The organism is Corynebacterium glaucum (assembly GCF_030408855.1).
In the GTDB taxonomy this organism is placed as follows: domain Bacteria; phylum Actinomycetota; class Actinomycetes; order Mycobacteriales; family Mycobacteriaceae; genus Corynebacterium; species Corynebacterium glaucum.
In genome coordinates this window covers 756,766-775,751 of sequence record NZ_CP047358.1, presented here as the reverse complement: position 1 = coordinate 775,751, position 18,986 = coordinate 756,766, and the positions used below count along the sequence as shown (strand labels likewise).

The window sequence follows — 18,986 nt, the reverse complement described above, 5'->3', positions numbered from 1 at the left end:
CGATAACGGGTTCATTACTTTCAAGCCATTGCCTCAAATTGGCATGAATTCACACGCCGTAGACCTGCGAGAACGTCTCTCCCGCCTCTCGGGCAACTTGAGTCACATCCACACCGCGGGCCTCTGCAACGATCTTCGCAGTGTGGCCGATAAACGACGGCTCGTTGCGCGCGCCCCGGAACGGTTCCGGCGTCATGAACGGCGCGTCTGTCTCAATGAGGTACTGCCCCGCCGGCGCCAGCGCAGCAGCCTCCCGCAGAAACTCATTGCGCTTGAACGTGACGTTGCCCGCGAAGCTCAGCACGTAACCGCGATCCAACGCCTCCCGCGCCACCTCGATCGGTGATGAAAAGCAGTGCAAAATCACATGTTCCGGGCGCGGCGAATCGTCCAAGATTCGCATCAGCTCTGCGTCGCCCTCCCGATTGTGAATCATCAAGGCCTTGCCGGATTGCACTGCCAAGTCGATGTGCCAGCGCAGCGCCTCCTCCTGGACCTCCAGGGGCGCGGTGCGGTCCGGATCGTGCTTTAGCCAATACGTGTCGATGCCCGTCTCCCCGACCGCAACGCAGCGCGGATCAGCGGCCATCTCGGCAAGCCGGCTCCGCGCGCCGTCGTCAAGCTCTTGAGCTCTGGTCGGGTGAATCGCGCAGGCCGCAACCACCCGGTCGTTGAAATGCGCGGCCTGCAGGGCGAGCTCTGCCTCCTCGAGCCCATCGCCGACCGTGCAGATGCGCTCAACGCCCGCCTCGACCGCGCGGGCGACGATCGCGTCAACCTCCTCCTTCGTGCGCGCCTTCGCCGATGCGAGGTGGGTGTGCGCGTCGATCAGCCCGTCGATTCGTTCGGCAGGCACGGGTGTGGGTCGTGGCTTCTTGCTCATAGAATCCAAGACTATGGCATTCCGCGACATCGACCCCGCCACCCAAACCCAAATCGAGTCCGACCTCGCCGAAGCCGCCGGACGCGGCATCAACGGCTCCCCCACGGACATCGTCGGCAGCTTCGAAGCCGAGCTCACCGACTTCCTCGCGCTTCCCGCCGACGTGCAGCGCGCCTACCCGCGCGGCGAGACCGCCCGCATCTACGCCACGGCACTCGGCCAGTCGCTGGTTCGCGAGGGCTACCGATGGCAGTTGCTTGACGACGACTACGGCACCGATTTGGTCGTCGTGAACCCGGACGCAGGCGACGAGAAGTACATGGCGCCGCTCGTCGTCGTGCACGCCCGCTTCGACGACGAGAAACCTGGCAAGCTCACCACGTTTTTGGCGCAGTTCCTGTGATCACTCCTACGACCACTCCTACGACCACTCCGCACAGCGGCGAGCCGTCGATCATGCCGTACGTGCGGCCCGAACTGCGCCGGCGCGCCAGGCTCATCCCGCACCCGCCGGTGCAATACCGCACAGCCCGCTGGGTCACCTCGAACGGGCAACTGCTCTTTCCCACCCCGCGCCGCGAGGGGGTTGACGTGCTCCGGCGCGGGCACTACCTCATTTTCCGACCTCACAAGCCCAAGGGAGCCCTCCTGTGGCTCCACGGAGGCGGCCACATCATTGGCCACCCCAGCCAAGACGGACCGATGTGCGCCAACACCGCCGCAGAGGTGGGCGTGACAGTTGTCGCCCCGCGCTACCCGCTCTCGCCCGCGCACCCCTTTCCCACCGGCCTCAACTTCGCGCTGGAAGCGTGGGCGTGGATGCATGCGCACGCCGACGAGTTTGGCGCACCGTTTGCGATCGGCGGCGAAAGCGCCGGCGGCGGATTGGCTGCGGCGGCGTGTCAACAGCTGCTCGATGAAGGCGGCCCACTGCCGCGTGCACAGTGGTTGTTTTGCCCGATGCTTGATGATCGCCCGACGGCCGATCGCTGCCGCGACCTCCCGCGCGACCGGCCCGTGGCAAACAACGCGCAAACCCGGTTTGCCTGGGCCTCCTACTTAGGCCAGTCGCCGGGAGCAGTTGTCGTACCACAGTATTCGGTCCCCGCCCGGCGAGACGACTTGCGCGGGCTGCCGCCTGCATGGCTGTCCGCCGGGGATATCGAGCTGTTCTACCCGGAAATCTGCGAATACGCCCTGCGGCTGCGTGATGCCGGCGTGCCAGCCCAGCTGGAAATCATCGAAGGTGCTCCGCATGCGGTTGAGCTCTGGGCGTTTGACATAGGCGTCGTCAAGCAAATGCTTGCTTCTGCGCGCCGTTGGCTCGGTGACCAGCTGAACTAACTGCGAACTTGCGAAGTAGGAGCTACTGCACCGGCGCCCACTCTGGGCCGGTCTCGCCAAGCTCCGGATCCAGCTTTGCAATCAGCGGCTGCGGCTTTGACAGCTCCGTGCCCGGGGTGACCTCGACGCGCTCCCACACGGCCTGCTCGGCGGTGTAGTCGCCGGTGATGATCGGGTAGGTTTGCCCCTCCTCCGGCAGACCGACGCCAACCAGGTTGTAGTCGGCGGTGTGCTCGGCGTCGTCGACTACGTCCTCCACGCGCGGCTCTGCGGACCACACGCCGGTGCGGCCGAGCGTCGCGTGCACCCGCTGCGCTGTGTGCGGCAGGAACGGGGTGAGCATGGCGTTGCAGTCGCTGACCACCTGCAGTGCGGTCCACAGCACGGTAGCCAGGCGCTCGCGTTGCGCGTCGTCTTTGGCCAGCTTCCACGGCTCCATCTCGGCGATATAGGCGTTCGCCTCGCCGACGACGTGCATGATCTTGGTAATCGCGGACTTGAAGTGCGCGCGCTGCAGGTCCGCACCGGCGGATTCGAAAGTCTCTTCCGCCAACGCCAGAATCCGCTGGTCCGCCTCTGTGAGCGGGCCCGGCACCGGCACCTGGCCGAAGTTCTTGTGCGCCATGGAGACGGTGCGGTTGACCAGGTTGCCCCAGCCGTTAGCCAGCTCGTTGTTCACGCGACGGACGAACTCGTCCCAGGTGAAGTCGGTGTCGTTGTTCTCCGGGCCAGCAACAGCGATGAAGTACCGCAGCGGGTCCGGGCCGAACTCGGCCAGGAAGTCCTTGACATAGATGACCACGCCTTTCGACGAGGAGAACTTCGAACCGGACATGGTGAGGAACTCGCTCGACACGACCTCCGTCGGCAAGTTGAGCTCGCCTAGCTCGCCCGCGGTGCCGCCCTTCGCCCCGCGGCCGGCATAGCCCAGAAGTTCCGCGGGCCAGATCTGGGAGTGGAACGTGATGTTGTCCTTGCCCATAAAGTAGTAGCCCTCGGTGGCCGAATCCTGCCACCACGCCTTCCACGCCTCCGGGTCGCCGGAGCGGTGCGCCCACTCGATCGAGGCGGACAGGTAGCCCACCACCGCGTCGAACCAGACATAGAGCTTCTTCGACGGGTTGTCCTCCCAACCCTCAACCGGCACCGGGATGCCCCAGTCGATGTCGCGAGTCATGGCGCGCGGGCGCATGTCCTCAAGCAGGTTGAGGGAGAACTTCAGCACGTTCGGGCGCCAGTCTTCACGCGCGCGCAGCCACTCCTCCAGCGCATCGTGCATTGCCGGCAGGTCGAGCAGGAAGTGCTCCGTCTCCACGAACTTCGGCGTTTCGCCGTTGATCTTGGACACCGGATTGATCAGGTCCGCCGGGTCGAGCTGGTTGCCGCAAGTGTCGCACTGGTCGCCGCGCGCATCGGTCGCACCACAGATCGGGCAGGTGCCCTCGATGTAGCGGTCCGGCAGCGTGCGCCCCGTCGACGGCGAGATCGCACCCTGGGTGGTTTCTTTGACCATGTACCCGTTGTCGTACAGGCCGCGGAAGAGCTCCTGCACCACCGCGTAGTGGTTGCGCGTCGTAGTGCGGGTGAACAGGTCGTACGATAGGCCCAACCCCGCCAGGTCCTCAACGATCTGGCGGTTATAGCGATCGGCGAGCTCCTTGACGGTCACGCCCTCCTTATCCGCCTGGACCAGAAGCGGCGTGCCGTGCTCGTCGGTGCCGGAAATCATCAGCACGTTCTTGCCGCGCATTCGCTGGTAGCGAGCGAACACATCCGATGGCACGCCGAAACCTGCAACGTGCCCGATGTGGCGCGGCCCATTCGCGTACGGCCACGCCACGCACACAAGAACATTCTGAGAATCAGTCATGGTTCAAAGCTTAAGGCACTCGAGCTATTTGCTTTTCGACGATCCCTTGAACACGCCCGCGACCTGCTTGCGGCGCTGTTCGAACTCGGCTTGGTCGCGCAGCGCGCGTCGCTCGATCGCCAGCTGCCGGGCGAACCGCTCCTGCTCCTTTTGCGCCAGGTAGATGGAGTCGTTCGAGATGTCCTTCACGATGGCGAACATGAGTGCCACCAGGATGATCAAGAACGGAGCGACAGCCACGATGGTGACGTTTTGCAGGTTGTTCAGCGCGTCGGAGCCACCGGCGATGAGCATGACCAGGCCGACACCTGCGGTGGCCAAACCCCACACTGCCGCGAGCCACGGGCTGGGGTTGGTCTTGCCGTTCTGGGACAGCGACGCCATCACGGTGGATGCGGAGTCGGCAGAGGTGATGAAGAAGGTGCCTAGGAGAATCACGGCGAAAATGCCCATGAAGAAGCCGCCGGGCAGGGTGTGCAGCAGGTTGAACAGCTGCTCCTCGTTGGAATCGCCGGTGATTGACTGGCCGGTCTGCTCCAGCTTGATGGCGGTGCCGCCGAAGATGGCGAACCACACGGTGGACACGCCGGAAGGCACCAGCAAGACGCCCAGGCAGAACTCGCGGATGGTGCGGCCGCGGGAGATGCGCGCGAGGAAGGTGCCCACGAACGGAGTCCACGACGCCCACCATGCCCAGTAGAAGATGGTCCAGCCGGAGAGGAACTCGCCGGCAGTGCCGTCGGCGGACTCGGCGGTGCGGGCCGCCATCTCGAAGAACTGTGAGAGGTAGGTGCCCACAGAAGTCGGCAGCATGTTCAGGATGGTCACGGTTGGCCCGAACACGAACACGAAGATCGCCAACAATGCGGCGATGACCATGTTGAAGTTACTCAGCCACTGGATGCCCTTGCTAACGCCGGACATGGCAGAAAGCAGGAACGCCAAGGTGAGCACGGCGACGATGCCAACGATCATCGTGGTGGAGGCGTTGCTGACAAAGCCGGAGGCCTCCAGGCCGGAGGAAATCTGCAGCGCGCCCAAGCCCAGGGAGCAGGCGGTGCCGAAGATGGTGGCGAAAATTGCGAAGCCGTCAATCAACTTGCCCAACCAGCCGTCGGCACGCTCCTGGCCGATCAACGGGACAAAGGCGGAAGACAGCAGCTGTTTGCGGCCGAGACGGAACGTGGAGTAGGCAATTGCCAAGCCAACCACGGCATAGAGGGCCCATGGGTGCAGCGTCCAGTGGAACATGGTCTGCCCCATCGCGGTGCCCACCTCGTGCGGCTCGTGGCCAGGCACGCCGTCGAGGTACATCGCCAGCGGCTCCGAGGCACCGAAGAACATCAGGCCGATGCCCATGCCGGCGGCGAACATCATTGCGATCCACGACGTGGTTCGGAACTCCGGCTGCTCGTCATCCGCGCCGAGTCGGATGGAGCCGAACTTCGACAGTGCGATCACCAGAATGAAGACCACGAACACCGTGCCGAAGAAGATGAAGGCCCAGCCAAAGTTCTCCATCAGCCAGGCAAAAGCCTCCGAGGCGAAGGTGTTGAAACTCTCGGTGGCCGCCAGAGCCCATGCGACGATGGCCACGATAATGATGAACAACGGAGCGACGATGCCCCAGGACACCGGGGCGTTCTCCACGTCGGACTGCATCTCGACGTTGTTTTCCGGCATCGTCACATCTGAAAGGTCCCCGCGCTGATCGGCGGCGATCAACGCCGCGAGCTCACCCGTGGCGGTCGCTTCTTGCGCTTCGGGTTGATGTTCTTGCTTCTCATCTCGTTGTGACATCACGTCTCCTGAATCGAATTGGGAATATCAAAGCAACACGCAGGCTAGCTGAGATTTCGAAGGCAAGCGAGTTCACTCTTGGGAATTGCTGAGGGCCAACAACGCGGCGTCGTAAAGCGAACTGCTCTTGACTCCATGTGACCTAGCGACTTCCTTGACGGCATCCTTCATTCGCTGGCCATCGTCGACGCGGCGTGCAACCTCGCGAACGAGATCCTCGGGCTCGGCCGCTTCCGGCTCACCGCCTTCGATGACGACCGTGATCTCGCCGCGCACGCCGTCGGCCGCCCACTCGGCGAGCTCCCCGAGGCCCGCGCGGCGGACTTCCTCGTAGGTTTTGGTCAGCTCGCGGCACACGGCCGCGCGGCGGTCCTCTCCCAGGATCCGCGCGGCGTCGGCAAGCGTCGCCGCAATCCGGTGCGGGGATTCGAAGAAGCACACTGCGCGACGCTCGTTTTTCAGCGACTCCAGCCACGCCTCGCGCGGGCCAGCCTTGCGTGGGGCGAAGCCGTCGAAAATGAAGTGCGCCACGTTGAGGCCGGAGAGCGCAAGCGCCGTCGTCACCGCGGACGGGCCGGGGATGCACGTCACCGGCACCTGCGCGTCGTGCGCGGCCGCCACGAGCGCAAGACCCGGGTCCGACACGATAGGCATGCCCGCATCCGTGACCACCAGCACCATCCCGGTGCGAGCCTCCCGCAGCAGTTCCTCGCGGCGGGCATCCTCGTTGTGGTCGAAGTTGGACACGTAGCGCCCGCGCGGGTCCACCCCGAGAGCCGCCGCGAGCCCCTTCGCCCGGCGCGTGTCCTCCGCCGCGATCACGTCCGCCTGGGCGAGCGCGTCGCGCAGCCGCTCGGACGCGTCTTGGATGTTGCCCAGCGGAGTTGCCGCGAGCACCACGCCGGTTGTGGGCAAAGACATGTCTGTGACCGGAGGGACCATAGGGCTTGATCTTAGCTGCGCCCGGCTACAATCCTTCGGCGTGAGTACCGTCGCGCCGAACCCCACCACGCCCGCGCCCAAGCCCGTGCGCCCAAAGCGGCCCGCGCCGCAAGCGCCGGTGACGGTGCCGTGGTCGAAGCACGACACGCAAGCCACCATCGTCATCGCCGCCTTCGCACTGTTCACCCGTTTTCTCGGGCTGACCCAGCCCACCAGCGGCGGCACGCCGATTTTCGACGAGAAGCACTACGTACCCCAAGGCTGGGATATGGTGCGCAGCTCCTTCAACCCCGTCCTCGGCGGCATCGAGTCCAACCCGGGCTACGGCCTGGTCGTGCACCCACCGCTGGGCAAACAGCTGCTTGCCATGGGCGAGACGCTCTTCGGTTATAGCCCGCTCGGCTGGCGCATCATGACCGCGCTGTTCGGTTCAGCCGTGGTCGTCTTCGTGTTCCTCTTGGGACGCCGGCTCAGCCAGTCCACCGCCATCGGCATTCTCGCTGGAGCCATTGCGCTTTTCGACGGAGTCTTGTTAGTCGCCTCGAAGTTCGGAATGCTCGATATCTTCCAGGTGCTCTTCATCGTGATCGCATCGTGGACGCTGGCCGGGGACATGCGCCAGGTGCACCATCGCTGGCACGACGCGTGGCTGGCCGGGGAGGTGCAAAAAGCTGGGCCGCTGGGTCCTCGCGTGGGTTTTCGGTGGTGGCGCTTCGCTACCGGCGTGTTGCTGGGCCTGGCGCTGAGCGTGAAGTGGTCGGGGCTGTACTACATCGCATTCTTTGGCCTGCTCGGTTCGTTCTGGGACCTGTGGCTGCGCAACCGCTACGGCGTGCAGAAGCCGATCGTAGGTACCTTGCTGCGCGATGTGCCTTCTGCGCTCGCGTCGATCGTGTTGCTGCCGGCTGTGCTCTACCTCTGGTCGTGGCGCGCGTGGTTCGCGTCTGAAACCTCGGTGTACCGCCACGCGAATGTGGACGGCACGGTTGCAGATTCGGACTGGCCGTGGCTGAACCTTCTGCCGCCGTCGGTGGGCAACTGGCTGTACTACCACTTCTCCGTGCTTGAGTTCCACGGTTCGCTGACCTCGTCCGGCGGGCATTCCCACCCGTGGGATTCCAAACCCTGGGCGTGGCTGGTGGCCGCGCGCCCGATCCTCTACTACTCCTCCACCGGCATCGAATGCGGCAACGGCGGGCAATGCCGCGAGATGATCTTCCTCTTTGGCACGCCGCCGATTTGGTGGCTCACCGTGCCGATTCTGCTCTGGGCAGCCTGGGTTTGGCTCACCCGCCAAGACTTCCGCGTGATCGTGCCGTTCATCGCCTTCGCCGCAGGATTCTTGCCGTGGCTGGCCGCATTCGACCGCCAGATGTACTTCTTCTACGCCACCGCGCTGGTGCCGTTCACCGCGGTACTCATCGCGCTGGCACTTGGCAATCTCGCCGAGAAGGGCAAACCGGTGGCGTGGACGTGGGTCCGCAAACTCGCAGGCCAACAGCTGCGCACCGGCCAGCTCGCTGTGGTGGGTTACATGGCGCTCGTCGGCGCTGCGTTTGTTTACTGGTCGCCGATTTTCTACGGCTTCATGGTGCCGGAGGACTACTACCAATCCCTCATGTGGCTGCCGAGCTGGAAGTAGCCCCGCTACTTCGGGTCGGCGTTCAAGTGCGCCCATGCGCGGCGCAGCTCACCGCCGCGGTCCGCAACCCACGTCCATACCAGCGCGACCGATGTGAGCAACGGGATGAAGACCAGCGCCGGCTGGAACTCGCCCGTATGCAGCACCGCGTCGCGCACCGCGAACCCCGCCGTGAACGTGAACATGGTGCCCACGACCAACAGCACGCCAACGACCTGTTGCGGGCACCACGCGCACAACCCGAGTGCGAGCGCAACGCCGAACCGCACCGCCGCGAAAGAAGCGAGCACCGGATCCGGTTCACCGCCGGTGGCCACGAGTTTGACTGCCCACAGCGCCCAGGTCACGGCCATTACCGCAAGCGCCACCCGGCCCACCGCCAACGTCAAGGCACGACGCTGCTCCATTTTCAGGAACGGGTCGCGCACCTCTGCCATGATCACGTCGGACAGGTCCGGTGGCACCATGTCACGCTCCCCATCGACCATGCTCAGCTGCTTGGACAGGACCAGCGAGCGCTCCCAAAACCGGGAACATTCCGCGCAGGCGGCGAGGTGGGCGTCCACCACTTCGTCGTCAAGCAATGCTAGCTCCCCATCGAGTCGTGCAGACAGGGCTGCCTGAACGTCCTCGTGGTTAATCATTGCGGGTGAGCACCCCGTCTAAGCTGGCGCGGCCTGAGCCGAACACCACAACCATGAACAGAGACACGGCGAGCACCAGCGGGTATTCCACCCCGCCATCTTCGACGAAGAGGCCGTGGTCGAAGTGCACGAAGTAGCCCGCCGCCAGCACCATCAGCGCCAACACCGACGCCGCAATCGTGGTGAGCAACCCGATGAGCAGGAACACCCCGCCGAGCAGCTCCGCCGTGCCCACCACATACGCACTGATCTGCGGCTGCGGCACTCCCGCGGCAGCAAAGTCGCGTGCGGTCTGCGCCATACCGGTACCAAACCAGCGCTGGTACCCGCGCGCGATAAACACCACGCCAAGCACAAGGCGCAAAAGCAGTAGTGCAAAATCGCGTACAGCGGGCCGGTTCATGCGACTAAGACTACTCATGGAACCAAACCACATCGCAGGGAGTCGAATGAGTATGGAGCACACTTATCCAATCACCGGACCCGACGGCCTCACCCGCCCGCCGTGGGCTGCCACCGACCCGCTGCTGCGCGACTACTACGACACCGAATGGGGCATGCCCATCCGCGACGAAGCCGGCATGTTCGAGCGCCTCGCACTCGAAGGGTTCCAGGTAGGGCTGTCGTGGCGGTGAAGCGTCCTGGGTCTGGTTCCGATATTTTCTAGGGAAGGTTTGGATTCATGCCAAGGAGGGGCAGACCTACTCGCTGGATTCGACGCCGATAGCCAACCTCATGCTCGGACTTCTCGGTAGCGTGGCGGAGTTCGAACGTGCCATCATTCGCGAGCGTCAGGCCGAAGGTATCGCCAAAGCCAAAGCTCGCGGTGCCTACAAGGGCCGGGCAAAAGCTCTCAGCGACGAACATCTAGCTCAGGCGCGCAAGTGGGTGAGCAAGGGGATACCGAAGGCAGAAGTCGCCCGACGGCTCAACGTAGGAAGAACCACCCTCTATAAATACATTTCTCCTAATGGAGAGGCTTGAAAAACTTAATGACACCATTGACACGGACATTCGCACCGATATCAGCTAGTTTCCATAATGGAAAGCGGTTATACTATAGGAAACTTCAAGGAAGGATCGCCAAAATGACTACAGGTCGCTTCACTGACAGGGCCCAAGCCAGTCGATCAGCATCGCCTCAAAAGGTCTCTAAAAAAGAGGGGTACTGGATCCTATTGGCGTCGGGATTGATATTCCTCTTCGTCAGCATCCGATTAGTTTCACTAACCTCTTCCTCCGAATGGCTGTCCGTAGCCTACGTATTATCCCCCCTCCTCTTTCTCCTGTCGATCCTGGTCGTTGCGGTGATGATTAGAAAAACAAGGAAGGTTCAACCCTACGGGTGGAAAAGGGCTTACGTGGTCGCCACTCTCCTATCAATTGCCGTTGTCGCGATCGGCGAATGGGTCTGGGCAAGAACGGACGGAGGCGCGAATCTCCCGGCAGTGGCATTTCTAATTGGTGTGCTGGCGGCCATCCCGTTTGCGGGGCTTGGTGCCTGGAAAGTTAAGTCGGGTAGCTAGTGGACATCAGTCAAGCTCTGGAGGGGATCGACCCTCTCCTTCATTCGCCCAACAGGCTGGGGGTAATGGCGTGTCTGGCGTCGGTAGATTCTGCTACATATCAGACGCTAAAAGGACATCTAGACCTCAGCTATCCTTCCCTATCAAAAAGTATTAGCGCTCTCGAAGATGCGGGAATGGTTAACGTTTCAAAGGGATTTGCAGGAAAAAAGGCCACAACTGACCTCTCCCTGACTAGGAAAGGCCGCCAATCGTATGCCTCATATCTCGCATGCCTTGACCGTATAGTTATGGGCTTTTCCTCACACGCAGAATAGCTGAGAGAAGAAATTATCTTTAACCGTTAACGGGATTGAAGTGCCCTAAAACCCAAGAGCGCTACTCATCGAACCGGAAGATCCAGTAACCCCCGCCCCACTAGGTTCATGCTCCTCGGCCGTCCTCCCCGCAATTTCTTCAATCCAAGACCGAGAGGGAAGCACAGACGTATGGAGCATCCCTCGTGATCGATGACCCGGCGCGCGCTTCGCGCGTTGTCGCGGACGCAATCCACCTTGCGAACTCCGGTCGTCGCGGACCAGTCGTGGTTGGCCTGCCCGAGGACATCATCGAAGAGGCCTATCCCGGCGAAATCGCCTCGCCGTTCGCGCTCAGCCGCGGCGCAGTGTCAGACGACGATATCCGCGTCATCACCGAGGCGCTGTCAAGCGCCGATCGCCCACTCATCTTCGAGGGCGGCCAGGGCTGGTCGCAGGACGCCGCGGACGTCTGGCAGCGCTTCGCGGAAGCACACCAGATCCCGGTGCTCAACGACATGCGCTCGAGCGACAAGATTCACTTCGACTCCCCCGCCAACGCCGGCTGGCTCGGTGCCGCCCGCAATGAGGACACCGCGCAACTGCTTGAAGACGCCGACGTCCTGCTGCTCGTCGGTGCGAAGCTGTGGGACAAGCCCACCGACAACTACTCCCTGCGCCAGGGCCTTAACCGCACCAACATTGTGATCAGCACGGATGCGGACCAGCTAGCCACCAGCGGCGCGATCACCCACCACGTGCTCGCCGACCCGTCGATCGCCGCCCAAGAACTGGGCCGCATCGACCTGACCAACAAGCCCGATACCTCCGAATGGTTCACCCGCGCCCGCGCGCTGCACGAGGACTTCAGCTCCATCCCGCCCGCCGACGAGCGCTTCCCCGAGCTTCCCGAAGGCACCGTCGACATGTACGCGGTGATGGAAGAACTCACCGCTCGCCTCGACGAATCGGCGCTGGTCACCTACGGAGCCGGCAACCATTGCTTCTGGCCGCAGCGCTTCTTCCCCACCCGCAGATTTCCCTCCATGCTGGCCACCCGACTGGGTGCCATGGGCTATTCCATCGCCTCTGCCATGGCCGCGAAACTCGCGGACCCGCAACGCACCGTGGTCGCGTTCACTGGCGACGGCGAGCTCATGATGAACGGCCAGGAGCTCGTCACCGCCGTGCGCTACAACACTCCAATGCTGGTCGTGCTGGTGGACAATGAGCTGTACGGCACCATCCGCGCCAACCAGGAAAAGACCTCCCCGGGCCGCGTCTCAGGCACCCAGCTGGTCAACCCGGATTCTGCCGAGTGGGCCCGCTCCATGGGCGCGTGGGCCGAAACCGTCGAGCGCAACGAGGAGGTTCCCGGCACCATCGAGAGAGCTTTTCAAAAGCTTGACGACGGCCACGTCGTCCTCCTCCACGCCAAAGTCGACCAAGATCACGCCACCCCTGAAGGCAGCGCAGAGGCGTAATTCGGTTCCGTCGGTAAAAGTGAAGGCGATTCAGACGCGGACCGTTATGTATTGCAGAATCCATAACCCTGCTAGAGTCGCCCGTATGGGCCGACCAAGGATGTTTGACGAGAAATCTGTACTTGACGCTGCGGCGGGCGAGTTCCGTGTTCACGGTTTTACAGACACCTCAACGGAGCAGCTCTGTGAAGCAGCGGGCGTTCGACGGAGCACGTTGTACAACACTTTTACTTCGAAGGACGAGTTGTTTGTACGAGCACTGCAGCACTACCTGGAAACTACGTCGGCAGCCCAGAGAGAGGTACTGGGTGACGAATCGCTCAATGGCATCGAGCGCTTGTACGCCTACTTCGACCTCATGATTGGAGAAGAAGTGTGTGCAGCAGAAGATGGCCACGCTGCCGGATGCATGGCGATCGGCACTCGCATGACACCCGACATTGCGAGGCGAGACGATCGCATCAAACGTCTACTGGACAAAGGTTTAAGCAATCAGCTGTCCGCACTATCACTAGCGGTTCGTCAGGGTCAGGCCGATGGCTCAATCTCGAAGAATGTTGCCCCCGAGAACGCGGCACAGCTGATTGCGTCACTTGTCGCAGGGCTACGAGTGATGGCTCAAGCTGGGCGGTCTCCCGACGAGTTGCGTTCTATGACCTCGCTTGGGCTGACTGCTCTCCTGCCATAGAACATAAAACCGCTACCCCAAAACGGCTTTGCCCTAATTTTGTACTCTCTTATACAGAAAGTGACCTAATGAAAAAGCATTTATACCTGCTGATGACCATGATCATGGTCGTGTCAATGAGCGAGTTGCAGGTGGCCGGAATGATGCCGTCAATCGCAACGGATTTAGACACTTCGGTCAGCCGGGTGGGGCTCCTCGTTTCGATGTATTCACTCGGCATGGCGCTTGGAGGTCCTGCTGTTGCCTACATGCTGCGCCACATCCGACCTAAACTAGCTTTACTGTCTGTCGTCGGCTTGTATGCGGTTCTCGAGGCCCTAGTTCCGCTGATCCACGAGTACTGGTGGGTAGCCATTCTTCGAATCTTGACCGGTTGCTTGTCGGGGGCCACGTTTGGCCTATCAGTGACCTTCGGAGCTCAATTGGCGGAAAGTCCAACGAAAATCGGGGAAGCAATTTCAATTGTGCTGGGTGGAATCATGGTTGGCACCGTATTCGGACTGCCGCTGTCACACTACGTTGCTGGTGCACTCAGTTGGCAGACCAGCTTCTATCTGCTGGCACTTATAGCGCTCTGCTTGTTTGTTGCGAGTCTATTTGCGTTGCCTTCGCGGGATCCCGCATCGCAGGAAGCTAGCGAACAAGACCTACGCAACCTCCGTTCCCTCCGACTATGGTCCCGCTATCTGGTCAGCCTGCTGACCATCGGCGCCGCCTACGGTTCATTCACCTATTTCACGCCTCTCCTGGAACGGAATTCGGGACTAAGCCCGAACACCACGACCGTGGTCTTGCTGACGTATGGACTGTTTTCGTTCATCGGGAATCTTGTGGTGGGCAAGTTCGCCGACAGTCACGCAGTAACGGTGTTGCGCATAGGACACGCAGTCTTAATCATTTCGCTCAGCATCATCGCCATGTTCGCAATCATTGGTTGGCTCACGGTAACAATGGTGCTTCTAGTCGGACTCGCAGGTGTCTCGATGAACCCCGCTCTTGTCACACGCGTAGCCGAGGTTGGCGGGACCGGAAATCTGGTTAGCACTGTCCACACCTCTGTGATCACAATGGGCGTGACACTGGGAACGGCCGTCAGCGCGCTTTCCATGAATTCCGCCGGTAATGACCCTGCCATCGCTATGTGGACCGGGGCTGCGTTCGCCGGCCTTGCGGCGATCGTATTGGCAACGCAAACCTATCCCTTTAAGAGATCCACAGCGCCATTTATCTAACTCCCAATAAAGGGGGAACGACGCGCAACTGCAAAATCCAAGACCACGCCACCCCTGAGGGCAGCGCAGAGGCGTAGTCGGAGGTTTAGTCGCAGTCCATCTCCGCGAACGCTTCTTCCACCGAGTCGTGCTCCTCGCGGGATTCCTCCCACACTTCCTTCGATGCAGACAGGTTGACCGCGGCGATGATCGCGCCGACGATGATGTCGAACCAGGCGGTCGCCCAGACGAACGTGAGAAGTCCGGCGGCGATGATGAGCAGGTTGGCGAGAGCATCGTTGCGGGCGGCGAGCCAGGCGCCCGTCGTCAAGCTTGAGCCCTCTTCCCGAACCCGCAGCAAGATGACTGCGCACGCGAGGTTGACTACGAGCGCGCCGAGTGCCACGCCGGTGAGCCCTTCCGGCGATGGAGGGACCGGATTGAGCAACTTGTAGATGACGGTGGCGATCGCGGCGACGGCCGGGATGAGGATGAGGACGGCGAGGAAGGCACCCACCTTCCGGCGGCGCTGCGCCGGCCACGCGACCGCGAAGAACACGAGGAGGTTAATCGCGGTGTCTTCGAGGAAGTCGGCGGAGTCGGCGAACAGCGACGCAGAACCGATTGCGATCGCGGCGGCGAATTCGACGAAAAAGTAGGCCAGGTTCAGCAGCGCGACGATGAGCACGGCGCGGCGGATACGTTCAGTAGACACGCGTGCGCATGCTACCCCATCGTGAGAACAAACACCCTTGAGGTATACCCCCCAGGGGTATATGGTCGGAATCATGCATGACCACGACACGCGCGAAGTACAAACGCACGCGCACCACCAAGATCACGACGACAATCAACACCACGATCACGAGCACCATGAGGAGCATGGCGGTCACGGTGGCCACAGCGGCCACGGCGGCCATCACGGCCACGGTGGACATGGCGGCCACGGGGACCACGTCGCCCAGTTCCGCCGCCTGTTCTGGATCATGCTGGTGCTCTCCATCCCAGTCGTCGGCTTCAACGCAATGTTCGCCGACCTGATTGGCTACTCCCTCCCTGACGCTTCCTGGGTGCCGTGGGTCTCGCCTCTGCTCGGTACGGTGATCTACTTCTGGGGTGGCTGGCCGTTCCTCACCGGCGCGGTGGATGAGATCCGCCAGCGCCAACCCGGCATGATGCTGCTCATCGGGCTCGCCATCACCGTCGCCTTCGTGGCGTCGTGGCTGTCCAGCCTCGGGGTGCTGCCGCACACCTTGGACTTCTGGTGGGAACTCGCCATGCTTGTGGTGATCATGCTGCTGGGGCACTGGATCGAGATGCGCTCGCTCGCGCAGACCACCTCAGCGCTCGACTCGCTCGCGGCGCTACTCCCGGACGAGGCGGAAAAGGTCGACGGCGACGAGGTGGTCAAGGTCGCCCCGGCAGAACTTGAGGTCGGCGACGTGGTCATCGTCCGCCCCGGTTCCTCGATCCCAGCAGACGGCGTGATTGTCGAAGGCAGCGCTGCAATGGATGAGTCCATGGTCACCGGCGAGTCGAAAACCGTGCGCCGCGAAACGGGTGAGCACGTTGTGGCTGGCACGATCGCGACCGATTCGGGCTTGCGCGTTGAGGTGACCGCCACCGGCGACGACACCGCGCTCGCCGGGATCCAAAAGTTAGTCTCGGATGCGCAGGCGTCGTCGTCACGCGCCCAGCGCCTCGCTGATACCGCTGCTGGCTGGCTGTTCTGGTTCACCATCGGCGCTGCCGTGATCACTGCGGTGGTCTGGAGCTTCCTCGGCCGGCCCGATGAGGCAGTCGAGCGCACCATCACCGTGATGGTCATCGCTTGCCCGCACGCACTCGGCCTTGCCATCCCGCTGGTTGTCTCGATTGCGACGGAGCGTGCCGCCCGCGCCGGCGTGCTGATCAAGGACCGCCTCGCGCTCGAATCGATGCGAAACGTCGACGCGGTGCTCTTTGACAAGACCGGCACCCTGACGCAGGGCGAACCCACCGTCACCGCGCTTGAACCCGTCGAGGGTTACAGCGACAACGAACTGCTCGCCCTCGCCGCCGCGGCTGAGTCCGACAGTGAGCACCCGCTGGCCCGCGCGATCGTCAGCGCCGCCGAAGAACAGCAGCTTGAGGTTCCCCGCGCCAGCGACTTCTCCTCCTCCCCAGCAGTCGGCGTGCGCGCCACGGTCGACGGCACCGTCATCGAGGTCGGCGGCCCGTACCTCCTCGAGGAGCGCAGCGCCGACGAACTCAAGGTCGCCAGCACCTGGCGGGAGGAGGGGGCAATCATCTTGCATGTGCTTGCCGACGGCCACGTTATCGGCGCCCTGCGCCTCGCCGACAAGATCCGGGAAGCGTCCTTCGACGCGGTCAAGGCGCTCCACGCAGCCGGCATCGAGGTCGTGATGATCACCGGCGATGCCGAAGCTGTCGCCGAGAGCGTCGCGGCAGAACTCGGCATCGACCGCGTCTACGCGGGAGTGCGCCCCGAGGACAAGGCCGCGAAGGTCGAGGAGCTGCTGCGAGAGGGTCGCACAGTGGCCATGGTCGGCGACGGTGTCAACGATGCCCCCTCCCTGGCGCAAGCCGACGTCGGCATCGCCATCGGCGCGGGCACCGATGTGGCAATCGGCTCCGCAGGCGTCATTCTGGCGTCCTCGGATCCGCGCTCGGTACTGTCCGTCATCGACTTGTCCCGCGAAACCTACAAGAAGATGCAACAGAACTTGTGGTGGGCAGCGGGATACAACCTCGCGGCTGTGCCGCTCGCAGCTGGTGTGCTCGCACCCATCGGCTTTGTGATGCCGATGAGCGTGGGAGCAATCCTCATGTCCGCATCCACGGTGATTGTGGCGCTGAACGCCCAGTTGCTGCGCCGCCTCGATCTCAACCCCGAAGCCAGCACCGCCCAGCTTCTCGAGAATGCATAGGTAGACCATGTCATCTACGTCCGAACACTACGGCTACATCAGCGACAAGGACCGCTACCTCGCCCGGCTCAAGCGCATTGAGGGCCAAACCAGAGGTTTGCAGCGAATGATTGAGGAAGAGAAGTACTGCATCGACATCCTCACGCAGATCAGCGCGGTCAATTCCGCGCTGGAGAACGTCGCTGTGGCGCTACTGCAAGACCACCTCAAGCACTGCGTCACCGAGGCCGTGAACAGCGGCGAGGGTGCCGAGCTCAAAATAAAGGAAGCATCCGAGGCAATTGCCCGGATGCTGAAATCCTAGAAGTGGAGCTAAGGGGAATCGAACCCCTGGCCTTTGCATTGCGAACGCAACGCTCTACCAACTGAGCTATAGCCCCGTGTGGGAAGTGAGGTTACTCCCCTCCCACGCAACTGTTAAATCGCCAGGCTGAGCTGGACTAACGACGTAGCCCTAGCTGGCGCGGTCGCCGAAATCGCCGTAGCTCTCGTAGTCGTCGTAACTGTCGTCATCGCCAAAATCGTCGTAACGGCCGCCGACTCGAACAGGCACGCGGCGCTCGCGCTCGATGGTGCCGTACTCCGGCTCGGCCTGACGGTAGCGCGGCAGGTGGTCGAAGTCCGGGCTCTCATCATCAAGGTCCATGATGACGGCACCGGCACGGTAGCGCTGCCGCTCCACGATGGCAGGACGGTCCTCGGTGTCCACACCCAGGCGGGCGCGGCGCAGCTGGCGCATCCGGCGGGCGCGCAGTTCCTGCTCTTGCTTGACTACGCGGCGCAGCGCGACCATGAACCACAGCGTCAGACCGACAGTGATCGCAGGCAGCACCCACATCCAACCACCGACGATGAGCGCCGCTATAAGCGTGATCGCGGATGCCGCCAGGAGCGAGATGAACGTGATCTTGCGGCGCTTGAGCCGGTCAGCGCGGGTGAGCGCATCACGCTGCGGATCGTAGCCGCCGCGGCCCTTGCGAGCTTCGGCGAATGCAATGTCGGCGTCCTCGAGTTCGACGCTCGAAGTATCGGCATCCGCAGCCACCTCGATGTCCGAATCCGCCGCGTTGTCCTCGGTGTCAGTCTCTCCATGTTCGAGCACGACAGCCTGATCCTCAGCCGCGGCCGATGCCTCTTCTGAGACGTATCCGAAGTCAGCGGGTGCAAGGTAGGACTCAGCCAGCTCGTACTCCGCCTGCGCTTCGTCTTCGTCTTCGTCTTCGTCCGAGTCTTCCGCCTGCGCCTGCAGCACCGAGTAGGCAGTGGAGCCACCTGCCGCCGGAGCCTCGACCTCGTTGGATTCAACAGTGCCCTCGGCACCCTCGGCACCCTCGGCCGCCTCGGCTTCCTTGACCTCCTCGACCTCATCAGCCTCGATCACATTGGGAGCGAGCTTCCGGCTCACGCCGGCAGTCCTGGAGATGAGGGTCTTCATGCTCGCGGAGGTGTCGTCGATAAGCACTTGCTCCTCATCCGAAACTGCCTCGACAAGCTCGTAGTCCTCGTCCTCCGAAGCCTCGTAGTGGTGCACATCAGCAGCCGTGAGCTTGGGGCGGCGACGCTCGACCATTGGCATGGTGCCGCCTTCGTGGAGCACGCGGGTCTCCTCGTAGCCCTGGCCGGAGCGGCGGATCGGCTTGTTGTTTCCGAACGCGAGCGGGGCGAGAACAATCACCCACACGACGACGATCAGCAGAATGATCAGGCTCGGGCTGCCCATAAGGAC

19 protein-coding genes, 1 tRNA gene and 1 pseudogene are annotated in these 18,986 nt (G+C 62.7%); 12 read left to right on the top strand and 9 right to left on the bottom strand.

Annotated features, from left to right (window positions below; translation table 11 throughout):
• Nucleotides 1-49: 49 nt before the first annotated feature.
• A complete protein-coding gene (locus CGLAUT_RS03795; RefSeq protein WP_290186402.1) occupies nucleotides 50-883 on the bottom strand; it encodes a TatD family hydrolase in 834 nt (277 codons plus the stop codon).
• Between the two features lie 13 nt (nucleotides 884-896).
• Between CGLAUT_RS03795 and CGLAUT_RS03790 the strand changes: the two genes are divergently transcribed.
• Nucleotides 897-1,286 carry a DUF3806 domain-containing protein gene (locus CGLAUT_RS03790; RefSeq protein ID WP_290186401.1) on the top strand — a complete coding sequence of 130 codons (390 nt, stop codon included), beginning with the start codon at nucleotides 897-899 and terminating at the stop codon, nucleotides 1,284-1,286.
• Nucleotides 1,283-2,227, top strand: a complete 945-nt coding sequence (locus CGLAUT_RS03785) for an alpha/beta hydrolase fold domain-containing protein (RefSeq protein ID WP_290186400.1) — start codon at nucleotides 1,283-1,285, stop codon at nucleotides 2,225-2,227. Before CGLAUT_RS03790 ends, CGLAUT_RS03785 begins: the two co-directional genes overlap by 4 nt.
• A gap of 22 nt (nucleotides 2,228-2,249) precedes the next feature.
• On the opposite strand, the gene metG is transcribed toward CGLAUT_RS03785, so the two are convergent.
• From metG to rsmI, 3 genes are all read right to left on the bottom strand, one after another.
• Nucleotides 2,250-4,097 (bottom strand): methionine--tRNA ligase, encoded by a 1,848-nt coding sequence (gene metG, locus CGLAUT_RS03780; RefSeq protein WP_290186399.1) that lies wholly within the window; start codon nucleotides 4,095-4,097, stop codon nucleotides 2,250-2,252.
• 24 nt (nucleotides 4,098-4,121) lie between these two features.
• A complete protein-coding gene (locus CGLAUT_RS03775; protein ID WP_290186397.1) occupies nucleotides 4,122-5,897 on the bottom strand; it encodes a BCCT family transporter in 1,776 nt (591 codons plus the stop codon).
• 72 nt (nucleotides 5,898-5,969) lie between these two features.
• Entirely contained in the window at nucleotides 5,970-6,818 is an 849-nt protein-coding gene (gene rsmI / locus CGLAUT_RS03770; RefSeq protein WP_425551705.1) for a 16S rRNA (cytidine(1402)-2'-O)-methyltransferase, read from the bottom strand.
• Here rsmI and pmt point away from each other — a divergent pair.
• Nucleotides 6,817-8,481, top strand: coding sequence for a protein O-mannosyltransferase (pmt, locus tag CGLAUT_RS03765; protein ID WP_425551704.1), 1,665 nt, complete (start codon nucleotides 6,817-6,819; stop codon nucleotides 8,479-8,481). The genes rsmI and pmt overlap by 2 nt on opposite strands.
• A gap of 5 nt (nucleotides 8,482-8,486) precedes the next feature.
• Here pmt and CGLAUT_RS03760 read toward each other — a convergent pair whose 3' ends face one another.
• Both CGLAUT_RS03760 and CGLAUT_RS03755 read right to left on the bottom strand, forming a co-directional pair.
• Nucleotides 8,487-9,125: a zf-HC2 domain-containing protein gene (locus tag CGLAUT_RS03760; RefSeq protein WP_290186394.1), complete on the bottom strand. Its 639-nt coding sequence runs from the start codon at nucleotides 9,123-9,125 to the stop codon at nucleotides 8,487-8,489.
• Nucleotides 9,118-9,528, bottom strand: a complete 411-nt coding sequence (locus CGLAUT_RS03755; protein WP_290186392.1) for a DoxX family protein — start codon at nucleotides 9,526-9,528, stop codon at nucleotides 9,118-9,120. Before CGLAUT_RS03755 ends, CGLAUT_RS03760 begins: the two co-directional genes overlap by 8 nt.
• Before the next feature lie 52 nt (nucleotides 9,529-9,580).
• On the opposite strand from CGLAUT_RS03755, the pseudogene CGLAUT_RS03750 reads away from it, so the two are divergent.
• From CGLAUT_RS03750 to CGLAUT_RS03725, 7 genes and pseudogenes are all read left to right on the top strand, one after another.
• Nucleotides 9,581-9,754 (top strand): annotated as a pseudogene (locus tag CGLAUT_RS03750) (DNA-3-methyladenine glycosylase I); the annotation flags it as partial.
• Between the two features lie 49 nt (nucleotides 9,755-9,803).
• Complete coding sequence (locus CGLAUT_RS03745) at nucleotides 9,804-10,109, top strand: helix-turn-helix domain-containing protein (RefSeq protein ID WP_425551716.1); 306 nt, start codon at nucleotides 9,804-9,806, stop codon at nucleotides 10,107-10,109.
• A 104-nt stretch (nucleotides 10,110-10,213) separates the two neighbouring features.
• Complete coding sequence (locus CGLAUT_RS03740; RefSeq protein ID WP_290186389.1) at nucleotides 10,214-10,651, top strand: hypothetical protein; 438 nt, start codon at nucleotides 10,214-10,216, stop codon at nucleotides 10,649-10,651.
• A gap of 65 nt (nucleotides 10,652-10,716) precedes the next feature.
• Nucleotides 10,717-10,968 (top strand): transcriptional regulator, encoded by a 252-nt coding sequence (locus CGLAUT_RS12195; RefSeq protein WP_353959453.1) that lies wholly within the window; start codon nucleotides 10,717-10,719, stop codon nucleotides 10,966-10,968.
• Between the two features lie 185 nt (nucleotides 10,969-11,153).
• On the top strand, nucleotides 11,154-12,431 hold the full coding sequence (locus CGLAUT_RS03735; RefSeq protein WP_290186387.1) for a thiamine pyrophosphate-dependent enzyme: 1,278 nt from the start codon (nucleotides 11,154-11,156) through the stop codon (nucleotides 12,429-12,431).
• A gap of 85 nt (nucleotides 12,432-12,516) precedes the next feature.
• Entirely contained in the window at nucleotides 12,517-13,119 is a 603-nt protein-coding gene (locus CGLAUT_RS03730) for a TetR/AcrR family transcriptional regulator (RefSeq protein ID WP_290186386.1), read from the top strand.
• A gap of 68 nt (nucleotides 13,120-13,187) precedes the next feature.
• The gene (locus CGLAUT_RS03725; protein WP_290186384.1) at nucleotides 13,188-14,351 is read left to right on the top strand and encodes an MFS transporter; all 1,164 of its coding nucleotides are present in this window, start codon (nucleotides 13,188-13,190) and stop codon (nucleotides 14,349-14,351) included.
• A gap of 85 nt (nucleotides 14,352-14,436) precedes the next feature.
• Here the strand turns inward: CGLAUT_RS03725 and CGLAUT_RS03720 are convergent, their stop codons facing one another.
• Nucleotides 14,437-15,045 carry a cation efflux transmembrane domain-containing protein gene (locus CGLAUT_RS03720; protein WP_290186383.1) on the bottom strand — a complete coding sequence of 203 codons (609 nt, stop codon included), beginning with the start codon at nucleotides 15,043-15,045 and terminating at the stop codon, nucleotides 14,437-14,439.
• 73 nt (nucleotides 15,046-15,118) lie between these two features.
• Here CGLAUT_RS03720 and CGLAUT_RS03715 point away from each other — a divergent pair, with 73 nt between their 5' ends.
• Nucleotides 15,119-17,260: a heavy metal translocating P-type ATPase gene (locus CGLAUT_RS03715; RefSeq protein WP_425551703.1), complete on the top strand. Its 2,142-nt coding sequence runs from the start codon at nucleotides 15,119-15,121 to the stop codon at nucleotides 17,258-17,260.
• Nucleotides 17,261-17,267: 7 nt separating this feature from the next.
• The gene (locus CGLAUT_RS03710) at nucleotides 17,268-17,564 is read left to right on the top strand and encodes a metal-sensitive transcriptional regulator (RefSeq protein ID WP_290186382.1); all 297 of its coding nucleotides are present in this window, start codon (nucleotides 17,268-17,270) and stop codon (nucleotides 17,562-17,564) included.
• 3 nt (nucleotides 17,565-17,567) lie between these two features.
• Here CGLAUT_RS03710 and CGLAUT_RS03705 read toward each other — a convergent pair.
• Together CGLAUT_RS03705 and sepX are read right to left on the bottom strand one after the other, a co-directional pair.
• A tRNA-Ala gene (locus CGLAUT_RS03705) sits at nucleotides 17,568-17,640 on the bottom strand.
• Nucleotides 17,641-17,714: 74 nt separating this feature from the next.
• Entirely contained in the window at nucleotides 17,715-18,980 is a 1,266-nt protein-coding gene (sepX, locus tag CGLAUT_RS03700) for a divisome protein SepX/GlpR (protein ID WP_290186381.1), read from the bottom strand.
• Nucleotides 18,981-18,986: the final 6 nt, after the last annotated feature.

What these genes read in the sequence shown, in the direction of transcription:
- CGLAUT_RS03725 (WP_290186384.1), top strand. Translation starts at nt 13,188, where the DNA reads ATGAAAAAGCATTTATACCTGCTGATGACCATGATCATGGTCGTGTCA.
- metG (WP_290186399.1), bottom strand. Translation starts at nt 4,097, where the DNA reads ATGACTGATTCTCAGAATGTTCTTGTGTGCGTGGCGTGGCCGTACGCG.
- CGLAUT_RS03715 (WP_425551703.1), top strand. Translation starts at nt 15,119, where the DNA reads ATGCATGACCACGACACGCGCGAAGTACAAACGCACGCGCACCACCAA.
- CGLAUT_RS03775 (WP_290186397.1), bottom strand. Translation starts at nt 5,897, where the DNA reads ATGTCACAACGAGATGAGAAGCAAGAACATCAACCCGAAGCGCAAGAA.
- CGLAUT_RS03755 (WP_290186392.1), bottom strand. Translation starts at nt 9,528, where the DNA reads ATGAACCGGCCCGCTGTACGCGATTTTGCACTACTGCTTTTGCGCCTT.
- CGLAUT_RS12195 (WP_353959453.1), top strand. Translation starts at nt 10,717, where the DNA reads ATGGCGTGTCTGGCGTCGGTAGATTCTGCTACATATCAGACGCTAAAA.
- CGLAUT_RS03710 (WP_290186382.1), top strand. Translation starts at nt 17,268, where the DNA reads ATGTCATCTACGTCCGAACACTACGGCTACATCAGCGACAAGGACCGC.
- CGLAUT_RS03760 (WP_290186394.1), bottom strand. Translation starts at nt 9,125, where the DNA reads ATGATTAACCACGAGGACGTTCAGGCAGCCCTGTCTGCACGACTCGAT.
- CGLAUT_RS03740 (WP_290186389.1), top strand. Translation starts at nt 10,214, where the DNA reads ATGACTACAGGTCGCTTCACTGACAGGGCCCAAGCCAGTCGATCAGCA.
- rsmI (WP_425551705.1), bottom strand. Translation starts at nt 6,818, where the DNA reads ATGTCTTTGCCCACAACCGGCGTGGTGCTCGCGGCAACTCCGCTGGGC.
- sepX (WP_290186381.1), bottom strand. Translation starts at nt 18,980, where the DNA reads ATGGGCAGCCCGAGCCTGATCATTCTGCTGATCGTCGTCGTGTGGGTG.
- pmt (WP_425551704.1), top strand. Translation starts at nt 6,817, where the DNA reads ATGTCTGTGACCGGAGGGACCATAGGGCTTGATCTTAGCTGCGCCCGG.
- CGLAUT_RS03730 (WP_290186386.1), top strand. Translation starts at nt 12,517, where the DNA reads ATGGGCCGACCAAGGATGTTTGACGAGAAATCTGTACTTGACGCTGCG.
- CGLAUT_RS03790 (WP_290186401.1), top strand. Translation starts at nt 897, where the DNA reads ATGGCATTCCGCGACATCGACCCCGCCACCCAAACCCAAATCGAGTCC.
- CGLAUT_RS03795 (WP_290186402.1), bottom strand. Translation starts at nt 883, where the DNA reads ATGAGCAAGAAGCCACGACCCACACCCGTGCCTGCCGAACGAATCGAC.